This is a genomic window from Streptomyces sp. NPDC059247 (genome assembly GCF_042754005.1).
Taxonomy (GTDB): domain Bacteria; phylum Actinomycetota; class Actinomycetes; order Streptomycetales; family Streptomycetaceae; genus Streptomyces.
This window is the reverse complement of record NZ_JBHYZW010000001.1, coordinates 40,345-56,799: the sequence shown is the minus strand read 5'-3', so window position 1 is coordinate 56,799 and position 16,455 is coordinate 40,345. Positions and strand designations below refer to the sequence as shown.

At 75.6% G+C, this 16,455-nt stretch carries 15 protein-coding genes; 9 read left to right on the top strand and 6 right to left on the bottom strand.

All coding sequences use genetic code 11. The annotated features are described in order from the left end of the window. Positions 1-149 precede the first annotated feature (149 nt). From ACFXGN_RS00260 to ACFXGN_RS00245, 4 genes are all read left to right on the top strand, one after another. Positions 150-986 carry a class I SAM-dependent methyltransferase gene (locus ACFXGN_RS00260; protein WP_384851427.1) on the top strand — a complete coding sequence of 279 codons (837 nt, stop codon included), beginning with the start codon at positions 150-152 and terminating at the stop codon, positions 984-986. A gap of 50 nt (positions 987-1,036) precedes the next feature. Continuing rightward, on the top strand, positions 1,037-1,594 hold the full coding sequence (locus tag ACFXGN_RS00255) for a flavodoxin family protein (RefSeq protein WP_384851425.1): 558 nt from the start codon (positions 1,037-1,039) through the stop codon (positions 1,592-1,594). A gap of 216 nt (positions 1,595-1,810) precedes the next feature. Further along, on the top strand, positions 1,811-2,989 hold the full coding sequence (locus tag ACFXGN_RS00250; protein ID WP_384851423.1) for a nuclear transport factor 2 family protein: 1,179 nt from the start codon (positions 1,811-1,813) through the stop codon (positions 2,987-2,989). Between the two features lie 388 nt (positions 2,990-3,377). Next, entirely contained in the window at positions 3,378-3,593 is a 216-nt protein-coding gene (locus ACFXGN_RS00245; RefSeq protein ID WP_384851421.1) for a DUF6243 family protein, read from the top strand. Positions 3,594-3,822: 229 nt separating this feature from the next. On the opposite strand, the gene ACFXGN_RS00240 is transcribed toward ACFXGN_RS00245, so the two are convergent. Further along, positions 3,823-4,152, bottom strand: coding sequence for a YciI family protein (locus tag ACFXGN_RS00240; protein ID WP_384851419.1), 330 nt, complete (start codon positions 4,150-4,152; stop codon positions 3,823-3,825). Between the two features lie 806 nt (positions 4,153-4,958). Between ACFXGN_RS00240 and ACFXGN_RS00235 the strand changes: the two genes are divergently transcribed. Continuing rightward, positions 4,959-5,252 (top strand): muconolactone Delta-isomerase family protein, encoded by a 294-nt coding sequence (locus ACFXGN_RS00235; protein ID WP_384851418.1) that lies wholly within the window; start codon positions 4,959-4,961, stop codon positions 5,250-5,252. 88 nt (positions 5,253-5,340) lie between these two features. Here ACFXGN_RS00235 and tsaD read toward each other — a convergent pair whose 3' ends face one another. Next, positions 5,341-6,408 (bottom strand): tRNA (adenosine(37)-N6)-threonylcarbamoyltransferase complex transferase subunit TsaD, encoded by a 1,068-nt coding sequence (gene tsaD, locus ACFXGN_RS00230; RefSeq protein WP_384853047.1) that lies wholly within the window; start codon positions 6,406-6,408, stop codon positions 5,341-5,343. Positions 6,409-6,664: 256 nt separating this feature from the next. On the opposite strand from tsaD, the gene ACFXGN_RS00225 reads away from it, so the two are divergent. The 3 genes from ACFXGN_RS00225 to ACFXGN_RS00215 are packed head-to-tail and all read left to right on the top strand — an operon-like array spanning position 6,665 to position 8,933. Then, positions 6,665-7,300 (top strand): metal ABC transporter ATP-binding protein, encoded by a 636-nt coding sequence (locus tag ACFXGN_RS00225; protein WP_384851416.1) that lies wholly within the window; start codon positions 6,665-6,667, stop codon positions 7,298-7,300. Beyond that, complete coding sequence (locus tag ACFXGN_RS00220) at positions 7,297-8,175, top strand: metal ABC transporter permease (RefSeq protein WP_384851414.1); 879 nt, start codon at positions 7,297-7,299, stop codon at positions 8,173-8,175. The genes ACFXGN_RS00225 and ACFXGN_RS00220 overlap by 4 nt, the downstream gene beginning before the upstream one ends. After that, complete coding sequence (locus tag ACFXGN_RS00215) at positions 8,124-8,933, top strand: metal ABC transporter solute-binding protein, Zn/Mn family (protein ID WP_384851412.1); 810 nt, start codon at positions 8,124-8,126, stop codon at positions 8,931-8,933. Before ACFXGN_RS00220 ends, ACFXGN_RS00215 begins: the two co-directional genes overlap by 52 nt. Positions 8,934-9,018: 85 nt before the next feature. On the opposite strand, the gene ACFXGN_RS00210 is transcribed toward ACFXGN_RS00215, so the two are convergent. Continuing rightward, positions 9,019-10,680, bottom strand: a complete 1,662-nt coding sequence (locus ACFXGN_RS00210) for a class I adenylate-forming enzyme family protein (RefSeq protein ID WP_384851410.1) — start codon at positions 10,678-10,680, stop codon at positions 9,019-9,021. Next, positions 10,677-12,503, bottom strand: coding sequence for a CoA transferase (locus tag ACFXGN_RS00205; RefSeq protein ID WP_384851408.1), 1,827 nt, complete (start codon positions 12,501-12,503; stop codon positions 10,677-10,679). Before ACFXGN_RS00205 ends, ACFXGN_RS00210 begins: the two co-directional genes overlap by 4 nt. 140 nt (positions 12,504-12,643) lie before the next feature. Here ACFXGN_RS00205 and ACFXGN_RS00200 point away from each other — a divergent pair, with 140 nt between their 5' ends. Continuing rightward, positions 12,644-13,828 (top strand): acyl-CoA dehydrogenase family protein, encoded by a 1,185-nt coding sequence (locus tag ACFXGN_RS00200; protein WP_384851406.1) that lies wholly within the window; start codon positions 12,644-12,646, stop codon positions 13,826-13,828. On the opposite strand, the gene ACFXGN_RS00195 is transcribed toward ACFXGN_RS00200, so the two are convergent. Together ACFXGN_RS00195 and ACFXGN_RS00190 are read right to left on the bottom strand one after the other, a co-directional pair. Further along, on the bottom strand, positions 13,815-15,146 hold the full coding sequence (locus ACFXGN_RS00195) for a sugar ABC transporter permease (RefSeq protein WP_384851405.1): 1,332 nt from the start codon (positions 15,144-15,146) through the stop codon (positions 13,815-13,817). The genes ACFXGN_RS00200 and ACFXGN_RS00195 overlap by 14 nt on opposite strands. Further along, entirely contained in the window at positions 15,143-16,357 is a 1,215-nt protein-coding gene (locus ACFXGN_RS00190) for an MFS transporter (RefSeq protein ID WP_384851403.1), read from the bottom strand. Before ACFXGN_RS00190 ends, ACFXGN_RS00195 begins: the two co-directional genes overlap by 4 nt. Between the last annotated feature and the right edge of the window lie 98 nt (positions 16,358-16,455).

Here is a 16,455-nt window from a genome sequence, read left to right as displayed (position 1 = left end):
ACACACCCTGTTTGTAACATTTGCCCCCCTGCGTGATCATGCGCTGCGCATACATGTTAGGTCAGAAAGTTGTTGCAGCAACTGTGCGGCGGAAAGCATGAGTGGGCCCACTCCCAGCAGTTCGACACCGCATTTACCAAGGGATGGAAATGCCTCATTCGATTCACAGCGAAGAGTTCCGTACGGCGGTCGCCCGGCTGTCGGTGCCCGGAATGGGCACCGAAGTGGTCGGTCCACTTCTCGCCAACCTCGTCCAACTTCTGCGCCCCCAGCGGGTGTTGGAGGTCGGGATGGGGTATACGACCCCCTTCCTCGCCGCCGCGCTCGCCGAGGCCGAGCGGACGGTCGCCGCCGAGTCCCTCGCGCTCGCCGCGAAGACCCGCGAGCACCTGGACTCCGGCCGCGCGCTCGACGACGGCTGGCTGCTCGCCGAGCCCCCGCTCGTCACGCCCGCCTCGCATCTGGAGCCGTACCGTCCGACGCTGGCCGCCGTGGACAACCTGTCCATCGCCGAGTCCTCCGCGGGCCGGGTCCGCGAGGTGCTCGCCGAACTGGGCCTGGACGAGCGGGTCACCGTCGTCAACGCCGATCTGAAGGACTCGCTGGACAAGCTCCCCGAGGAGCTGACCCCCATCGACTTCGCCTGGGTCGACGCCTGGGAGTGCCTGTGGTTCTTCGACCACTTCTGGCCGCTCATCAACCCGGACGGCGGCCTCGTCGTCATGCACTACCTGATGACGTACCCGGAGGGGGACGCGGTCCGCCGCTACATCGCGAAGTTCCAGGAGCGCAACCCGGGCGAGCTGGAGGTCGTCAGCCTGCTGGAGTCGCAGAAGCTCATGCAGAACAGCGTCACGATCCTGCGCCGCACCTCCGGGGCGCGCAAGCTCCGGTACGCGGGCCCCGGCGGAGCCATCGACTACTCGGACCAGTTGCACAGCGACGCCCGGGACCACCTCCGGCTGGTCGCCGACCGCACGGTCTGACCGCCGTGCCCGACCACTCCGCCCGACCACCACGAGCAGTGAGGACTGCTGTGACTGCCACGCTCGAATCGGTACGCAGCCGGAGCTTCGCCTTCATCCTGGGCAGCCCGCGCGGCGGCGGGAACACCGAGGCCCTGGCCCGGTACGCGGCCGAGGGTCTCCCTTCGGACGCCGCCACGGGCTGGCTCAGCCTGAGCGAACTGCCGCTCCCCGCGCGCCCGTCCGGGCCGCTCCTGGACGGCCCGGAGAAGGTGCTGCTCGACGCGACCCTGGACAGCACGGACATCGTCCTCGCGTCCCCGCTGCACTGGTACAGCGTCTCCGCCGCGACGAAGCTCTACCTCGACTACTGGGCCCGCTGGAGCGGGCTGCCGGACGTCGGCTTCCGGGAGCGGATGCGGGGCAAGAACCTGTGGGCCGTCACCGCGTACGCGCGCGGTGACGACACCGACACCGAACCGCTCACCGGGATGCTCCGCCGCACGGCCGACTACCTCGACATGCACTGGCGCGGCGCGCTGCTGGCCCGCGCCCACGGCGCGGGCGATCTGGAGGCGGACCTGCCGGCCCTGGCCCGCGCGGCGGAGTTCTTCGACCTGACCGACTGAACCCGCCGGACCCGCCGGGTTCACCGGGTTCACCGGGTTCACCGGGTTCACCGGGTTCACCGGACTCACCGGACTCACCGGACTCACCGGACTCACCGGACTCACCGGACTCACCGGACTCACCGGACTCACCGACGAGAACGAGCCCACCGGCGGGAACGAGCCCCGCGTGATCTCCACTTGTCGCCCTCCGCCCCGTACACCAAGGTGGCTCCCATGACTGCAGCACACACGATCGCCGTCCTCGGCCTGGGGCGCATGGGCGGCGCGATCGCGACCCGCCTCACCGCCCAGAACCGGAACGTCGTCGGCTGGACCCGCTCCGGGCGCGGCTCCGACGCCGTGAAGACGACCTCCGACGCGAACGACGCGGTGGCGCGGGCCGACCTCGTCGTCCTGGCGCTGTTCGACGGCCCGGCCTGCCGCCAGGTCCTCGACGACGTCCGGGGCTCGTTGCGCCCGGACACGGCGGTCGTGAACCTCAGCACCGTCGCGCCCGCCGAGGCGGCGGAGCTGGCCGGGCGCCTCGGCCCGTCCTATGTCCACGCGCCGGTGCTCGGTTCCGTGTCGGCGGTCGCGGCCGGGGCCCTGCAGATCCTCGCCGCGGCCGACCCCGACACCCTGGACCGGGTCCGGCCGGTGCTGGAGGCCCTGGGCACCGTACGGCCCGTGGACGACGCGGCCACCGCCGCCGCGCTGAAGCTGGTCGCCAACAACAGCCTCTCCGGAGCCGTTCTCGCCCTGCGCGACACGCTGCGGCAGGCCGACGCGCTCGGTCTGCCGCGCGCCCAGGTCCTCGATGTCCTCGAACTCGGCCAGCTCGGCGGCCTCGTGGCCCGCAAGCGCGCCTTCCTGGTGACCGAACCGGCTGAACCAGCCGCACCGGCGGCCGAGTTCACGATCGGGGCGCTGGCCAAGGACATGGCGCTGCTGGCCGACGCCTCGGACCTGCCCCTGCGCAGTGCGGCCGGACTGGCCGACACCGGTGCCGACGCCACGGTCGGCGCCGAGTCGGACATCGCCCTCGCCGCCACGGTCCCCGCCGTGCCGGACGCCGTGCTCGAACCCCTCCGCGCCTACATGCGCGGCCATGCCACCGGCGATCCCGCGCACTTCCGTGAGGCGTTCCTCCCCAGCGCCCACATCGAGGGGATCAGGGAGGGCGCGTTCGTCTCGTGGCCCCTGGACACGTACTGCACCCTCTTCCACGGTTCGCCCGCCCCCGACGAGGCCACCCGGTCACGCCGGATCGACGCCGTCGACGTCCACGGCTCCGTCGCGACCGCGACCATGACGCTGGCGCACGGCGCGGACACCTTCACCGACGTCTTCCTGCTGGTACGTGTCGAGGACGGCTGGCGCATCGCCAACAAGGCCTACCACCGTCACTCCTGAGCGGAGCCGCCCTCGCCCCCGGCACGCGCAACGGTCGGCGGACGGCGGTCCGGTACGGACGGCGGGCCCGTGGTCCGGGTCACCTGGACCGCCCGGCGGGCCGGAAGGCACCTCGGGCGACGGGTGGCGCTCCCGTACCGGCTCGTCCGCCGATACCGTGCCCGGCTTCCCCGTCGGTGGAGGTCATGCCGCACCGTGGGCGGCGCCCCTCCTGACGTCGCTTGGCGTACGGGGTCGGCGGGACCGGGTAACGTCGTTGTCATGTTCTTCCAGACACCGATTGCCGAGTGAGAGCGTGACGGGCCCCCGCTGACGTCCTTCAGCGTCGCCGCGCCCGTCCCCCACCGATGAATCCACAGCTCGCTCCACATCAGCACCGGGAGAACCCGTGACCGACAGCAAGAACATCAACAATCCCGTGGGCCAGGGCGGCGGCCAGCGCAAGAAGCAGTCCCGCGCCGAGCGCCAGAACAACGGTCCGCACCGCAACCTCGACCGCCAGAGCGCCGCCGACCAGAAGGCCGAGCTGGTCCGCAAGATGCGCGAGAAGACCCGCGCGACCGAGGGCGCCGAGCAGACGGGCGACGACACCGCGCGGAGCTGACGCACCACCGCCACGGGGCGGCACCGCACGGAGCAGGGCCCGGACCGCGACACACGGTCCGGGCCCTGTCGCCGGTCCGGAGCTCATCGTGGCGTGGGGAGTGGCGTGGGAAGTGGCGCCCGGTGCGGGCACCCGGGGCCCGCGTCCTTGGCTCCGTACTCCCGGGTCGTACTCCCGGGTCGTGCCCCGGGGCCCTCGCCCCGGCTCCCGTCGCGGTGAGTGGCGGGGCTCAGACCACGGCGACCTGGCGTACTTCGACCCGGCCGTAGCGGGCGGAGGGGATCCGCTGGGCCCAGGAGACCGCCGTCTGCTCGTCGGGCACGTCGAGTATGAAGTAACCGGCGACGACGGAGCCCGCGGCGACACCGTCGGTGACGGTGGCTCCGCCGTCGCGGACGGTCACCGTCTTGCCGTGGGCGCCGGGATGGAACCCCGCTTCGTGGACCTTGATCCCGGCCGCGGTGAGTTCGTCGTCGAGAGCGATCCACTCGCCCACCTCGGCGTCCCCGCCGGGCCCGGTCTCGGCGGGGTCATAGGAGTAGACGAGTGCGTACTGCATGGTTCTTCTCTTCTCTGTGGGCTCCGGCAGCCGGGGTGACCCGGTGCCGTCGTGGCTTTCGGTCTGTAGACGGTACGGAGAGCGGAAACTCATCGGTGACCGCTGTCGGCAGTGGATCATGGCGTGACGCTCGCGAGCCACCGCCCAGCGCCGGGACGCGGAGACGCGGAGACGCGGAGACGTCCAGCACCACCACACCACCGCACCGCCGATCCTCCCGTCGGCGGCTGTCACCACACCAGTCCGTCCGGCGAGCCGCGGATCCATGACCGCTCCGGTGGATTCGGTGGCTGAAGACCCCGCCGCATTCCCCGTGAGACGCGGCGGGATCCGGGAAATCCACGCACCGGGAAATGTCCCGGGACGGAAATCCCGATGGCTCGCGCCCCTTCCGCCGCGTACGGAAGGGACACGACCAGCATTCGGCCTACGGACGGCCCGGAACAACGGCGAATCGCACGGGGCTCACGTAGTGCGGCTAAACAATGGGGCGGGGTACGGCTCCGGGAGCCGGTAGTGGCCGAAGCGCGCCGTGCCCGGTGCGGGGACGACGAGCGTGGCGCCCTCCTCGCCCGGTGCGGGGACGGCGCCGTTCGGCACGTTCAGCACGTCCGGCGGGACGGTGGGGAACTGGAAGGCGGCCCGGCTCGCCGTGGGCGCGCCCCCGTGGCACCGGAAAAGCTCCACGCCCCCGACGCCGAGGCCGCTCCGGCGGGGAGGGCGCCGGGGCGTCGGCGGACGCACGATGGAGTCACCGGACCGGCCACCGGGGCCCGCCACGACGGACCCGCGAAGGAAGCAGAGCCATGAACGAGTACCTGGTCGAGATCACCACCACCGTTCCCGAGGGCACCCCCTCCGAGGAGGTCGACCGCCGCCGCGCCGCCGAGGCCCTGCGCGCCCGCGAGCTGGCGGCCTCCGGTCATCTCGCCCGGCTGTGGCGCCCCCGGGGAGAACTCCGGAGCATCGGGGTGTGGCGCGCCGCCGACGAGGACGAACTCCACGCGAAGGTCCTCGGCACCCTCCCGCTGCGCCCCTGGATGACCCTCACCGTGACCGCCCTCGAACCCCACCCCAACGACCCCGGCCCGGCCTCCTGACCGCCGTGGCGCGGCCCGCCAGGCACCGGCCCGGACCTGCGTGAGTCCGCTGGTCCGGCACCGTCCGGCATGGCGGGCGGGATGGCACCTACGACGCGGGGCCGACGGTGGCCGGGGCCGGGGGGAGCGGGGTCAGGGAGGCGCGTTCCAGGGGGGCGGACGGGTCGATCGAGACGTTCAGCGGGGCGGGTTCGGCGCCCGCGCGGACGAGGAGGTCGCCGACGGCCGCGACCATGGCGCCGTTGTCGGTGCACAGGGTCATCGGCGGTACGCGGAGTTCCACCCCGGCGGCGGCGCAGCGCTGTTCGGCCAGCGCCCGGACGCGGGAGTTCGCGGCCACACCGCCGACGACGATCAGTGTCCGGACGTCGTACGCGGCGCAGGCGGCGAGGGCCTTGCGGGTCAGGACGTCGGCGACGGCCTCCTGGAGGGCGGCGGCCCCGTCCGCGACCGGGAGGTCCAGCCCCTGGAGGCGGTGCCGCTCGACCCAGCGGGCGGCGGCCGTCTTGAGTCCGGAGAAGGAGAAGGCGTACGGGTCGTCCCCGGGGCGGGTCAGGGGACGGGGGAAGCGCACCGCGCGGGGGTCGCCGTCGCGGGCGGCCCGGTCGATGGCGGGCCCGCCCGGGTAGGACAGGCCCATGATCCGGGCGACCTTGTCGAAGCACTCCCCGGCCGCGTCGTCGAGGGTGTCGCCGAGGTGTGCGATCGGCTCGCGCGCCAGGTCCCGTACGAGGAGGAGGGAGGTGTGGCCGCCGGAGACGATCAGGACGACGCACGGGCTGGGCAGCGGCCCGTGCTCCAGGGTGTCGGCGGCGACGTGACCGGCGAGGTGGTGCACCCCGTACAGCGGCACCCCCGCCGCGTAGGCGAGGGACTTCGCCCCGGCGAGGCCCACCTGGAGGGCCCCGGAGAGGCCGGGTCCGGTGGTGACGGCGACCGCGTCGAGCTGGCTCGGCCGCAGTCCCGCCCGGTCGAGGGCCTCCCGTACGACGGGGGTGAACGCCTGGAGGTGCGCGCGGGCGGCGATCTCGGGCACGACACCGCCGAAGAGGGCGTGCTCGTCCATGCTCGACGCCACCACGTGCGCGAGCAGCTTCCCGTCCCGCACGATCCCCGCGCCGGTCTCGTCGCACGACGACTCGATCCCCAGCACCACCGGTCCGCCCACCACGTCACTCCTTCTGCGTAACTCCTGCACTTGCAATATATGTGCAAGAAGGGGTTCCACTGTCCTCACCGGGGTCGGTGGGGGCACGGGAGGCCGCCGCCGACCTCACCCGGGTCGGCGGGGAGGCGGGAGGCCTCCGCCGACCGGGAACCCGGGGGCGGGAGGTCTCCGCCGTCCGGGAACCCGGGGCCGCCGCCGTACGACTCCCTCACCGCACCGACACGGCGGCGGCGAGAGGCACGGGATGGGCGGACTGGACATACACCTGCGGGGAGTCGCCTGTCGGCACGGCGCCGACGAAGCGGTGTCGGGGGTGGACCTGGAGATCGCCGCCGGAGAACGGGTCGCGCTGACCGGGACGAACGGCTCGGGGAAGACGACGCTGCTACGCGCCGTCCTCGGGCTGCACCGGCGGACCACCGGCACCATCGAGGTCGGCGGGCGCGGTGCGCGCTCGGCCGCCGAGTGGGCGTGGCGGCGCCGGTCGTGCGCCTGGATCCCGCAGAAGCCCGCCGCCGGACGGTTCCCGCTGCGCGGCGACGAGCTGCTCGCGAGCAGCGGGGCACCGGCCGAGGCGGTACGGGCCGCCGGGCGGCTCGGGGTCGGCGCGCTGGCCGCGCGCCCCGTCGGCACCCTGTCCGGCGGACAGCTGCAGCGGATGTACCTGGCGCGGGCCCTCGGCTGTGTCGCGGCGGGCGCGCGGGTGCTGCTCGCCGACGAACCGACCGCCGCCCTCGACTTCGCGGGGCAGGAGGAGGCGGCCGACGTGCTCACCGCGCTGCCGGTCACGCTCGTGGTCGTGACGCACGACCGGGCCCTCGCGGAACGCTGCGACCGGGTCCTGGAGATGGCCGCCGGACGGCTGCGGGAGGTGCGGTGAACGCGCTCGCGACCGCCGACCTGGGCGCCGTGCTCCAGCTCGTGCCCGTGCAGCGGGCGGGGCTCGCGCTGTTCCTCGCGGCCGTCGGGCTTCCGGTGATCGGCGTGGTCATCGTGGGCCTGGACATCATGCCGGTGCGCTTCGCCATGATGCACGTGGCGCTCCTCGGCGTCGCCGTCGGGCTGCTGACCGGCATCGATCCGATGCTGTGCGCGCTGGTGGCCTGTGCGCTGTCGGGGGCCGGAGTCGCCCCGCTGGCGCGCACGCCGACGGGGCTCTCGGGGGCGATGGGCCTGCTGATGAGCCTGGCCGTCGCCGCCGCGCTGCTCCTCCTGTCCGTCTCCGGTGTCAACGCCTCGGGGGCCTTCGCCCTGCTGTGGGGCTCGATCCTGTCGGTCGGCACGGCCGATCTCGTCGTGCTCGGCGCGCTGGCCGTGGTCGTCCCGGCGCTGTTCTGGTGGCGGCGCCGGGACGTGGCGCTGCTGCTGTACGACCGTGAGCTGGCCGAGGTCTCCGGGGTGCCCGTCCGGTTCCTCACGACGGCGCTCCTGGTCCTGGTCGCCGTCGCGGTCGCCGGGGCGATCCGGCTGACCGGGGCGCTGCTGGTCGACGCCCTGACCCTGCTTCCCGCGCTGGCGGCCCGCCGCCTCGGCCGCTCGCTGGCGTCGATCACCCTGTGGGCGGTCGGCATCGGTGTCGTGGTCAACGCCACGGGCTTCCTGCTGGCCCTGTGGCTGGACTGGCCCCCGGGGCCTGTCCTCGTCCTGACGGCGGGGCTCGTCGTCCTCGCCGCGCATCTCGTCCCCGAACGGAGAAACCGCTCATGGCGCGCATCCGCGTCCGTCACACCCGTATCGCTTCCCTCTTCGCACTGAGCGCGGTGCTGGCGCCGCTGACCGGGTGCGGAGCCGGGAAGACCGCCCCCGCCGCGGGTCCCGGGGCCGCCGGGCGCGAGCCGGTGGTCGTGGCCACGACCACCTGGGAGGGCGCCTTCGCGCGGGCCGCCGGAGCCGAGGACGTCACGGTGCTCGTGCCGCCGTCCGTGCGGCACGCCCCGGACTACGAGCCGAAGCCGTCCGATCTGGCCGCCGTCGCGGCGGCCGACTTCGTGCTGTACGCGCCGTTCGAGCCGTACGCGGCGAAGATCAAGGAGGCCGCCGGTTCGAGGGCGAAGCTGGTCGAGGTCGGCCTCGACAACGACCCGGCCAGGGCGGGGGCCGAAGTCCTGCGCCTGGGCGGCCTGTTCGGTACGAAGGACGCCGCCGCCCGGTGGAAGGGCCGGTTCGACGGCGAGGTCGCACGGCTGAACGGGGAGCTGAGGGCCGCCTGGCCGGGCGGCCGGAGCCCGGCCGTCGTCTCCCAGGTGTTCACCGCCTGGGCGGCCGGTCTCGCGGGCGCGACGACGGTGGGCACGTACGGCCCCGAACCGGTCACCCCCGCCCGGTTGGCCGCGCTCACGGCGAAGCGGCCCGCGTACGTGCTCGACAACGCGCACATGTCCACCGGGACCGTGCTGCCGGGCTCCGGCGCCCGGCAGGTCGGGATCGTGAACTACCCGGGGGAGGATCTGGATCTCCTGGCGGTGTACCGGGGCGCGGCGGCCGAGCTGAAGGAAGCCATGGGCGGGTCCTGACCGCCCGCCCCTCGGGGGAGGCCGGGGGAGACGAGTCCGTCTCCCCCGGCCTCCCCCGTCTCCGCTGCTCTCCCGCACCCCCCCGTCACGCCTCGACGAGGGCCGCCGCAGGGTCGGCCGCGAGCCGGGCCCGCAGTGCGGGCCGGTCGGGTTTCCCGGCCGCGGTGAGCGGCAGTTCGGGGAGGACGAGCAGGTGCTCGGGGTGTTTGTGCCGGTCGAGTCCCCGGGCCGTCAGGTGCGCGGCCAGTTCGGGGAGGGACGGGGCCGGTGAGCCCTTGGCGACCAGGCAGACGGCGAGGCGTTCGCCCATGAGCGGGTCGGGGACTCCCAGGCAGACCGCGTCCCGGACGCGCGGGTGGACGACGAGCGCGCGCTCCACCTCGGCGGGGCTGATGTTGGCGCCGCCGCGTATCACCACGTCCTTGAGGCGGCCCACGACGTGCAGGACGCCGTCGTCGTCGAGGAGGCCGAGGTCACCGGTGCGGACCCAGCCCCCGGCCGTCCGGTAGCGGGCGTCGAGCTCCGGGGCTCCCACGTAGCGCAGCGGGGTCATGGGGCCGCGCGAGACGATCTCGCCGACCCGTCCGTCGGGCAGCGGCTCCTGGGTGTCGGGGTCGGTGACGCGGATCTCGGCGACCCGGGGGTCGGGGCGGCCCGCGACGACCCCCGAGGGGCTGGTCGGCGGGACGGTGTGCCGAAGTCCGGTGTGGCAGTTGACGCCGTCGGCCGAGCCGTACAGGTTGACGACGGGGCAGCCGAAGGCGGTGGCCGCCGCCCGCGCGGTGGTCCCGTCGAGGGGGGCGCCGCCCAGGACGAGCGCGGTCGGCGCCGGGAGGGGGCGCGGGGCGTCCTCGTTCTCCAGGACCTCCAGCATCATCCGGATCATGGTGGGCACGCCGAAGACGTGGGTGGGGGCGTGTTCCCGTACGGCGGCGAGCGCGGCCTCGGGGGTGAAGTGGTCGAGCAGGACGAGGGTGCCGCCGTGCCGGGCGAGTGCCACGGCGGTGCCGTTGGAGCCGAAGGCCGAGGCCAGGGGGACCAGGAAGAGGCAGCGGGGCGGGGTGCCGTCGGGCATGAGGGAGGCGAGGAAGTTGCCGCGTCCGCCGGCCAGCGCGTTGTGGGAGTACGCCACCATCTTCGGCTCGGCCTCGGAGCCGGAGGAGACGAGGACGCGGGCGGCGCTGTCGGGGTCGGGGCGCGCCGGGACGAAGGCCGTGGGCGAGGTGCGCAGCAGCCGGGCGAGCGGAATCGTTCCTTCGGGGGCGGTGCCGCGACCGGCGGCGACGACGTGGCGGAGGGCGGGGAGTGCCGGGGCGAGGGCCAGGAGGTCGGCGGCGGGGGTACGGCCCCGGTGTTCCACGGCGGCGACGACCGCGACGGCCTCCGCGCGGCGCAGCAGGCGTCCGGCCTCCCCGGCTCCGCGCCCGACCGGGAAGGGGAGGGCGACGGCGCCCAGGGCGGCGAGGGCCAGGTCGGTGATGACGGCGTCGCGGTCGTCGGGGAGCTGTACGGCGACGATGTCGGCGGCTCGGACGCCGAGTCCGCGCAGTCCCTCGGCCAGACATCGGGCCTTGCGGTCGAGTGCCGTGCGGCAGAGCGCCCCCTTGCCGTCGATCACGGCGGTGCGGTGCGGGTCGGCGATCTGTCCGGCCCGGTGGAGGCTGTAGAGGTCGAGGTCGGGGCAGGTGCCGTCGGCCGCCCAGGAGCGGCGGAGCGCGGTGGGCACGAGGTCGGTCAGGGGCGTCACGTCAGGCTCCAGGGGTCGGGGACGGCGGGAGCGCCGTGCGCGTCCCTGCCGATCGGTCCGGACAGGCGCGGGTCGTGGTGGAGGGCGGAGAGCGCGGTGGTGACGGCGGTGGCCGTCAGCCCGTGACCGCGCAGCAGGTCCAGGGCGTCCTCGGTGCACATGCCCGTGACGTCGTGCGCCGAGGCGGCGGTCGCGGAGGCGTCGGTGGGGGCGACCCAGCCGTCGGAGGTGCGGAGCGGGTGGCGGAAACCGGCGGGGCGGCGGGGGTCGGCGCCGGTCGCGGCCCGTCGCAGGGCGGGGGCGAGGAGGGTGTCGGCGGCGCCGAGCAGGGAGGAGTCGACCCGTACGCCGTGTCCGGTGCGGGCGCGCAGCAGGAGCCCGGCGAGGACGGCCTCGGTGCCGTGCAGACCGCCCAGGACGTCGAGGAGGGTCATCAGGGACGGTACGGGCGGTTCGCCGGAGGGGTGGACGGCCTCCCCCGCCCCGGTGCGGGCCTGCACCATGAAGTCGGTGCCCATGGGGGCGTCGTCGAGGCGCCCGGCCCAGCTGCCGGTGTGGGCGTAGACGAGGGACGGGTTGAGCGCGGTCAGGTGTTCGGCGTCGAGGCCGAGCGCGGCGGCCTTGCCCGGGGCCCAGTTGTGCAGGAACACATCGGCCTCGGCGACGAGTCCGCGCAGCCGCCGTCGTCCGGCGGGCGAGGTGATGTCGGCCTCGACGGCCGTCTTGCCCCGGTTGAGGGCGAGCCAGCGGGCGGAGATCCCGCCGCAGGCGGGCGGCATCCCCCGGAGCGGGTCGCCGCCCGGGGGCTCGATCCTGATCACCCGGGCGCCGAGCAGGCCCAGCAGATGGGCGGCGAGGGGTGCCTGGATGCGGCGGCCCGCCTCCAGGACGGTCAGTCCGGACAGCGGCCGGGCGGGCTGCGAGGGGGCGCCGTCCTGCCGGTGTCCGGGGCCGAGCAGGCGCAGGGTCCAGGGGTCGGCGCCGTCGTCCTCCCGGGCCCGCTCGGCGAGGGTGCGCAGTCGGCAGACCTCCGCGCCGGAGAGCGCGGCGGCCTCGCGGACCCGCGTCCACGGGTGTCCCCGGGTCACCTCGTGCAGGACGGTGGGGAAGGCCGCACCGGCGGTGGCGTACCGGAACTGGAAGGGCCGCCAGCCCGCCCGGATCGCCTCGGCGGGGGCCGCCAGGGCCCGCCAGAACGCGGCCCACGCCTCGGGGTCCAGCGTCTCCAGTTCGAAGCCGACGCCGTCGGCGGAGGTGAACGGCGGTCCGCCGGGGGCCGGTTCGACGGCTTCCGGTTCATCGGCCCCGGCGGCGGCGAGGTACTGGGAGACCGTGAGCAGACCGGCCCGGTCGGCCGTGGTCGTCACGCGGGCCGCCGGGCCGCCCCGGGCCTGGCCGACGAGTGCGGCGAGCAGGCCCTGCACGGTGAGCACGCCGGTGGCCGTGGCGAGGAGGTCGACCCCGGTGCCGCGCGGGGTGCCGTGGCGGCGGCCGTGCACGGCCATCACGCCGGTGACCGCCTGGGCGGTGGCCTCGTCCTCGATGCCGGAGCCGCTCGCGCCCCAGGCGGTACGGGCCGTGAGGGGTGCGAAGCCGCCGCCGTCGCCCTCGATCGTGCCGTCGGCGCCCCCGGCCCCGCCGTCGACGCCCCCGGCCCCGCCGCCGTCCCCGTCGTGCACGCGCGCGCCGAGCCGTCGCAGATGGTCGGAGACGACCCGGGTCAGGGCCGTGGGGCCGCCGACCCGGAAGTCCAGCGCGTCGAGCGGGCGGGCGGTGTCGAGCGGGGTACGGGCCTCGGGGCGGGTGGCCGGTGGTGGCACCATGGCTCTCCTCTCCTGGCGCGGCGGCTCCGGCCGCCGCGCGGGACTGTCACGGGTGCGGGAACTGGGGCGGGGCGGCGCCCGACCACTTCCACGGGCAGGCAGTCGGACGGGCGTTCCGCCGAGTTCCCGGAACGGAGGAAATGGTGAGGGATCATGACGTAACGGATGTCGAGTCGCTGCGGGAGCGGGTCGCCGTGTTCGTCCGCGAGCGGGTCTTCCCCCGCGAGCCGGAGCTGGACGCGGGCGGGCCCGGCGCCGGGGAGGCCCGGGAGCTGCTGCGGTCACAGGCGCGACGGGAGGGCCTGTGGGCGCTGCCGCTGCCGTCCGAACTCGGCGGCGGGGGGCTCTCGTTGGGGTCCTACGGGCTGCTCGCCGAGGCGGAGGGCGCCAGCGACCACGGTCCGGCCGCCCTCGGTTCGGCGCCCCTCCTCGATGTGCGGATGCTGTCCCGGCACGGTTCGCCCCGGGCGCGGACGGAGTATCTGCCGGGTCTGGTCTCCGGCGCCCTGCGGAGCTGTTACGCGATGACCGAGCCGGACACGCCCGGAACCGAGCCCGCGCTGACCGCGACCCGGGCGGAGCGGGGCCCCGGGGGCGGCTGGCGGGTCACGGGCCGGAAGTGGTTCGTGTCCCACGCGGCGGACGCGGACCTGGTGACCGTGCTCGCCCGCACCGGCGGATCGCCCGGCGACCGCGACGGACTGTCGCTGCTCCTCGTACCGACGGCCTCCCCCGGCTTCCGGATCGTGCGCGACCTGCCCGTCCTGGGCTCGACCGGGCAGTACGAGATCGCGTTCGACGGCGTCGCCGTCGGCGGGGACCATCTCGTGGGCGATGCCGGACGGGCGCTCGCGGTCGCCTCCGAACGCCTCCAACTGGGCCGGACGCTGCGGGCGTTGCGCTGGATCGGGCAGGCCCAGCGCGCCTTCGGCCTGATGTGCGGGCGGGCGGTGGCCCGCCGGGGCGTCCGGGGTCCGCTCGCGGACCATCAGCTCGTCCAGCAGCACGTGTTCGAGGCACTGTTGGCGCTGCGGGCCGCCCGGCCGCTGGCGTACGAGGCGATGGCCCTGGTCGCGGGCGGCCGTGACGCCCGGGTGGAGGTGGGTCTGGCGAAGACGGCGGCGGCCCGTGCGCTCCAGGAGGTCGCGGACCGTGCCGTCCAGGTCTTCGGGGCGGCCGGGCTCGGTCCTGACACCCCTCTTCCGGCGCTGCTGCGCACGGGGCGGACGGCCCGCGTCCTCGACGGTCCCGACGAGCAGCACGTGTCCTCGGTGGCCCGGCGCGTGCTGCGGAGCCACCGTGACCCCGGGGTCACACCCGTCTGAGGTCCGTCCGGCCGAGGAACGCGGACAGGCCGAGGGCCAGGAAGAAGTCCCCCCAGACGAGTTCGTGCCGGACGGCGGTTCCGGCGCGGGCGTCGTAGCAGCCGTCGAGGAGCATCCCGGGAGGGCGGGGGCCGCCCGGCCGGGTGAGGTGGGCGGCCGTGAGCCCGCGCAGGACCGCTTCCGCGCGGGCCGCGCACGCGGTGGCCCGTCCGAAGCCGGGGACGAGGGCGAGTTTGAGCAGGGCGGTCGCCGCCACGGCGGCGGCGGAGGTGTCCAGGGGGCCGTCGGGGCGGTGCGCCTCGGCGGGCGGGACGAGCGGTCCGGTGAGGAACTCGCCCGCTGCGAGGAGCCGTTCGGCGTCCCCGGACCAGCGGGGCCGGGCGTCCGGAAGCAGAAGGGCGTCCGCGACGGCCAGCAGGAGCCACGCCTCGCCCCGGGCCCAGCCGGGCACGGGGTCCGCCTCCGGCGTCCAACGGCCGGACGCGCGGCCAGCATCCGCCCAACCGCCGGGTGCGGAGTCCGTCTCCGTCCGACGGCCGGGCGCCGAGTCCGCCTCCACCCGATGGCCGGGCACGCGGCCCTCCGCCGCCCAACCGCCGGGCGCGGGGCCCGTATCCGCCCGACGACCGGGCGCCGAGTCCGCCTCCACCCAACAGCCGGGCGCACGGCCCTCCGCCGCCCAACCGCCGGGCGCGCGGCCCGCATCCGACGTCCGGCGTCCCTCCTCCAGCCGCCACGCCGGGCGGGGCCGGGCCGGGCGGGACCGGGGGCCGGTCGTCGGGGGCAGGCACAGCTCCAGGTGCCGGTCCAGGTGCGCGGCGGCGGCCGTCCGTCCCCCGGGGCCCGCCGAGGCCAGCAGCGGGACGAGGCCCGGAACGCCGTCGGCGCGGGCCCGCAGCCGGGGGCCGCCGAGCGCCGCGCCCCACGGGACCAGGCCGAGTCGCGGGTCCCACGCGGCGAGCACGGCCCGCGCCGCCCGCTCGCGCAGGGCGTCCGCCGCCCCGTCCCCGTCCGCGAGGGCGGTGCCGTACCAGAGGATCAGGCCCCGGGTCGCGGTGTCCGCGTCGGCCCAGGGGGCGAGCCGGGCGGTGGCGGTCCCGGCGGCCGTACGGTCGGCGGGGGCGCCGGTGTGCCCGGCCCGCAGATGGAGGAGCCCCGCCCAGAAGCCGCCGGTCCACGAGCCGCGTCCGGTGGTCGTCCACCGGCCGTCGTCCGGGTCCGCGTACAGGGGGAAGCGGCCGTCCAGCCGCGCGGCGGTCTCCCCGGCCCGGGCGAGCAGCAGTCCGAGGGCCTCCTCGGCCCAGGCTCCGGCGGTCACTCCGGCCCCTCGCGCCGCCGGTCCCGTACCGCCCAGGCCAGGGCGACGGCCGCCGCGACGGAGAACTCCGCCGCGACCAGGAACCAGCCCTCCGCGTACCGGCCGTGCTCCGCGAACAGGCCGAACAGGGGCGGGCCCAGGGCGAATCCGGCGAAGAACCCGGCGGACACCAGCGCCGAGTCCTGACCGGCCCGGCCGGGCGCGGAACGCTGGAGGACCAGGACCATCGAGACCGCGTTGCCGGACACGGCGAAGACGCCCACGGCGACGGCGGCCGGCCACACCAGTGGCCCGGCGCCCACGGCCGCCGCCAGGAGCAGGGCGGCACCGACGGCGCCGACCGCGAGCAGACCGGGCAGCCACCGGGCCCGGCCGGGCGTGGCCGCCCGGGACCAGCCGATCCGGCCGCCGACACCGGCGACGCCGAGGACGGCGACCAGCGCGCCCGCCACCGTCGCTCCCAGGCCCAGGCGTTGGACCCCGAACAGGGCGAGATAGGTGTTGACGGAGGCGATCCCGGCGCCGAGGAAGAGCGAGAACGCCGCCAGCCAGGGGACGGGGGCCCCGCGCCGGGACGGCCCCCGGTCGGCGGGCGCCCTCGGCGCCGGGACGTCGGGACGCAGCGCGCGCCGGGCCCACAGGGCCGCGCCGAGCGCCGCACCGGCCGCCGCCCACACCGCGACGCGCCAGCCGAGGAGACCGGCCAGCGCCGCGAGGGGCAGCCCGGCCGCGAACGCGCCCCACTGCACACCGGACTGTTTGGTCCCGGTGACGACTCCCCGCCTCGGCGCGGGAACGGCGGCCAGGATCGCCTTGTTGGTGGCCGGGTTGGCGAGCGCCTGCGGAAGACCCCCGAGCGCCACGGCGGCGAGGAGCGCACCCGGCCCGGGGGCCGCGCCGATCAGGGCGAGCGCGACCGCGGAGACGACGAGCAGCCACGTCAGGGCGCGCCGGGGCCCGAACCGGTCCACGACACGGCCCCCGAGGGGCGAGAGGAGGGCCGCCGTGCCGAACCCGACCGTGGTGGTCAGGCCGAGGACCGTCTCGGACACGCCGAGCCCGTCGACGAGCCGGGGGCCGAGGGCGCCGAGCAGGAAGAGCTGCATCATCGAGAAGGCCATGGCGGTCGTCAGCAGCGCGGTCAGCCCCCGGCCCGCGCCCCGGCCGGTACCGGCCGCCGCCGTGTCCACCCCGCTCACCTCGTACCTCATCTCCCCCACGGTGCACGGATGTTCACCGCCGTCACGGAGGAGTCGTCACGGGTGCGCCGGAAGTTCCCGAGGCGCTCTTGTGGGGTGCGCCACAGTCG

What these genes read in the sequence shown, in the direction of transcription:
- ACFXGN_RS00260 (WP_384851427.1), top strand. Translation starts at nt 150, where the DNA reads ATGCCTCATTCGATTCACAGCGAAGAGTTCCGTACGGCGGTCGCCCGG.
- ACFXGN_RS00250 (WP_384851423.1), top strand. Translation starts at nt 1,811, where the DNA reads ATGACTGCAGCACACACGATCGCCGTCCTCGGCCTGGGGCGCATGGGC.
- ACFXGN_RS00240 (WP_384851419.1), bottom strand. Translation starts at nt 4,152, where the DNA reads ATGCAGTACGCACTCGTCTACTCCTATGACCCCGCCGAGACCGGGCCC.
- ACFXGN_RS00235 (WP_384851418.1), top strand. Translation starts at nt 4,959, where the DNA reads ATGAACGAGTACCTGGTCGAGATCACCACCACCGTTCCCGAGGGCACC.
- ACFXGN_RS00225 (WP_384851416.1), top strand. Translation starts at nt 6,665, where the DNA reads ATGGGCGGACTGGACATACACCTGCGGGGAGTCGCCTGTCGGCACGGC.
- ACFXGN_RS00215 (WP_384851412.1), top strand. Translation starts at nt 8,124, where the DNA reads ATGGCGCGCATCCGCGTCCGTCACACCCGTATCGCTTCCCTCTTCGCA.
- ACFXGN_RS00205 (WP_384851408.1), bottom strand. Translation starts at nt 12,503, where the DNA reads ATGGTGCCACCACCGGCCACCCGCCCCGAGGCCCGTACCCCGCTCGAC.
- ACFXGN_RS00200 (WP_384851406.1), top strand. Translation starts at nt 12,644, where the DNA reads ATGGTGAGGGATCATGACGTAACGGATGTCGAGTCGCTGCGGGAGCGG.
- ACFXGN_RS00190 (WP_384851403.1), bottom strand. Translation starts at nt 16,357, where the DNA reads ATGAGGTACGAGGTGAGCGGGGTGGACACGGCGGCGGCCGGTACCGGC.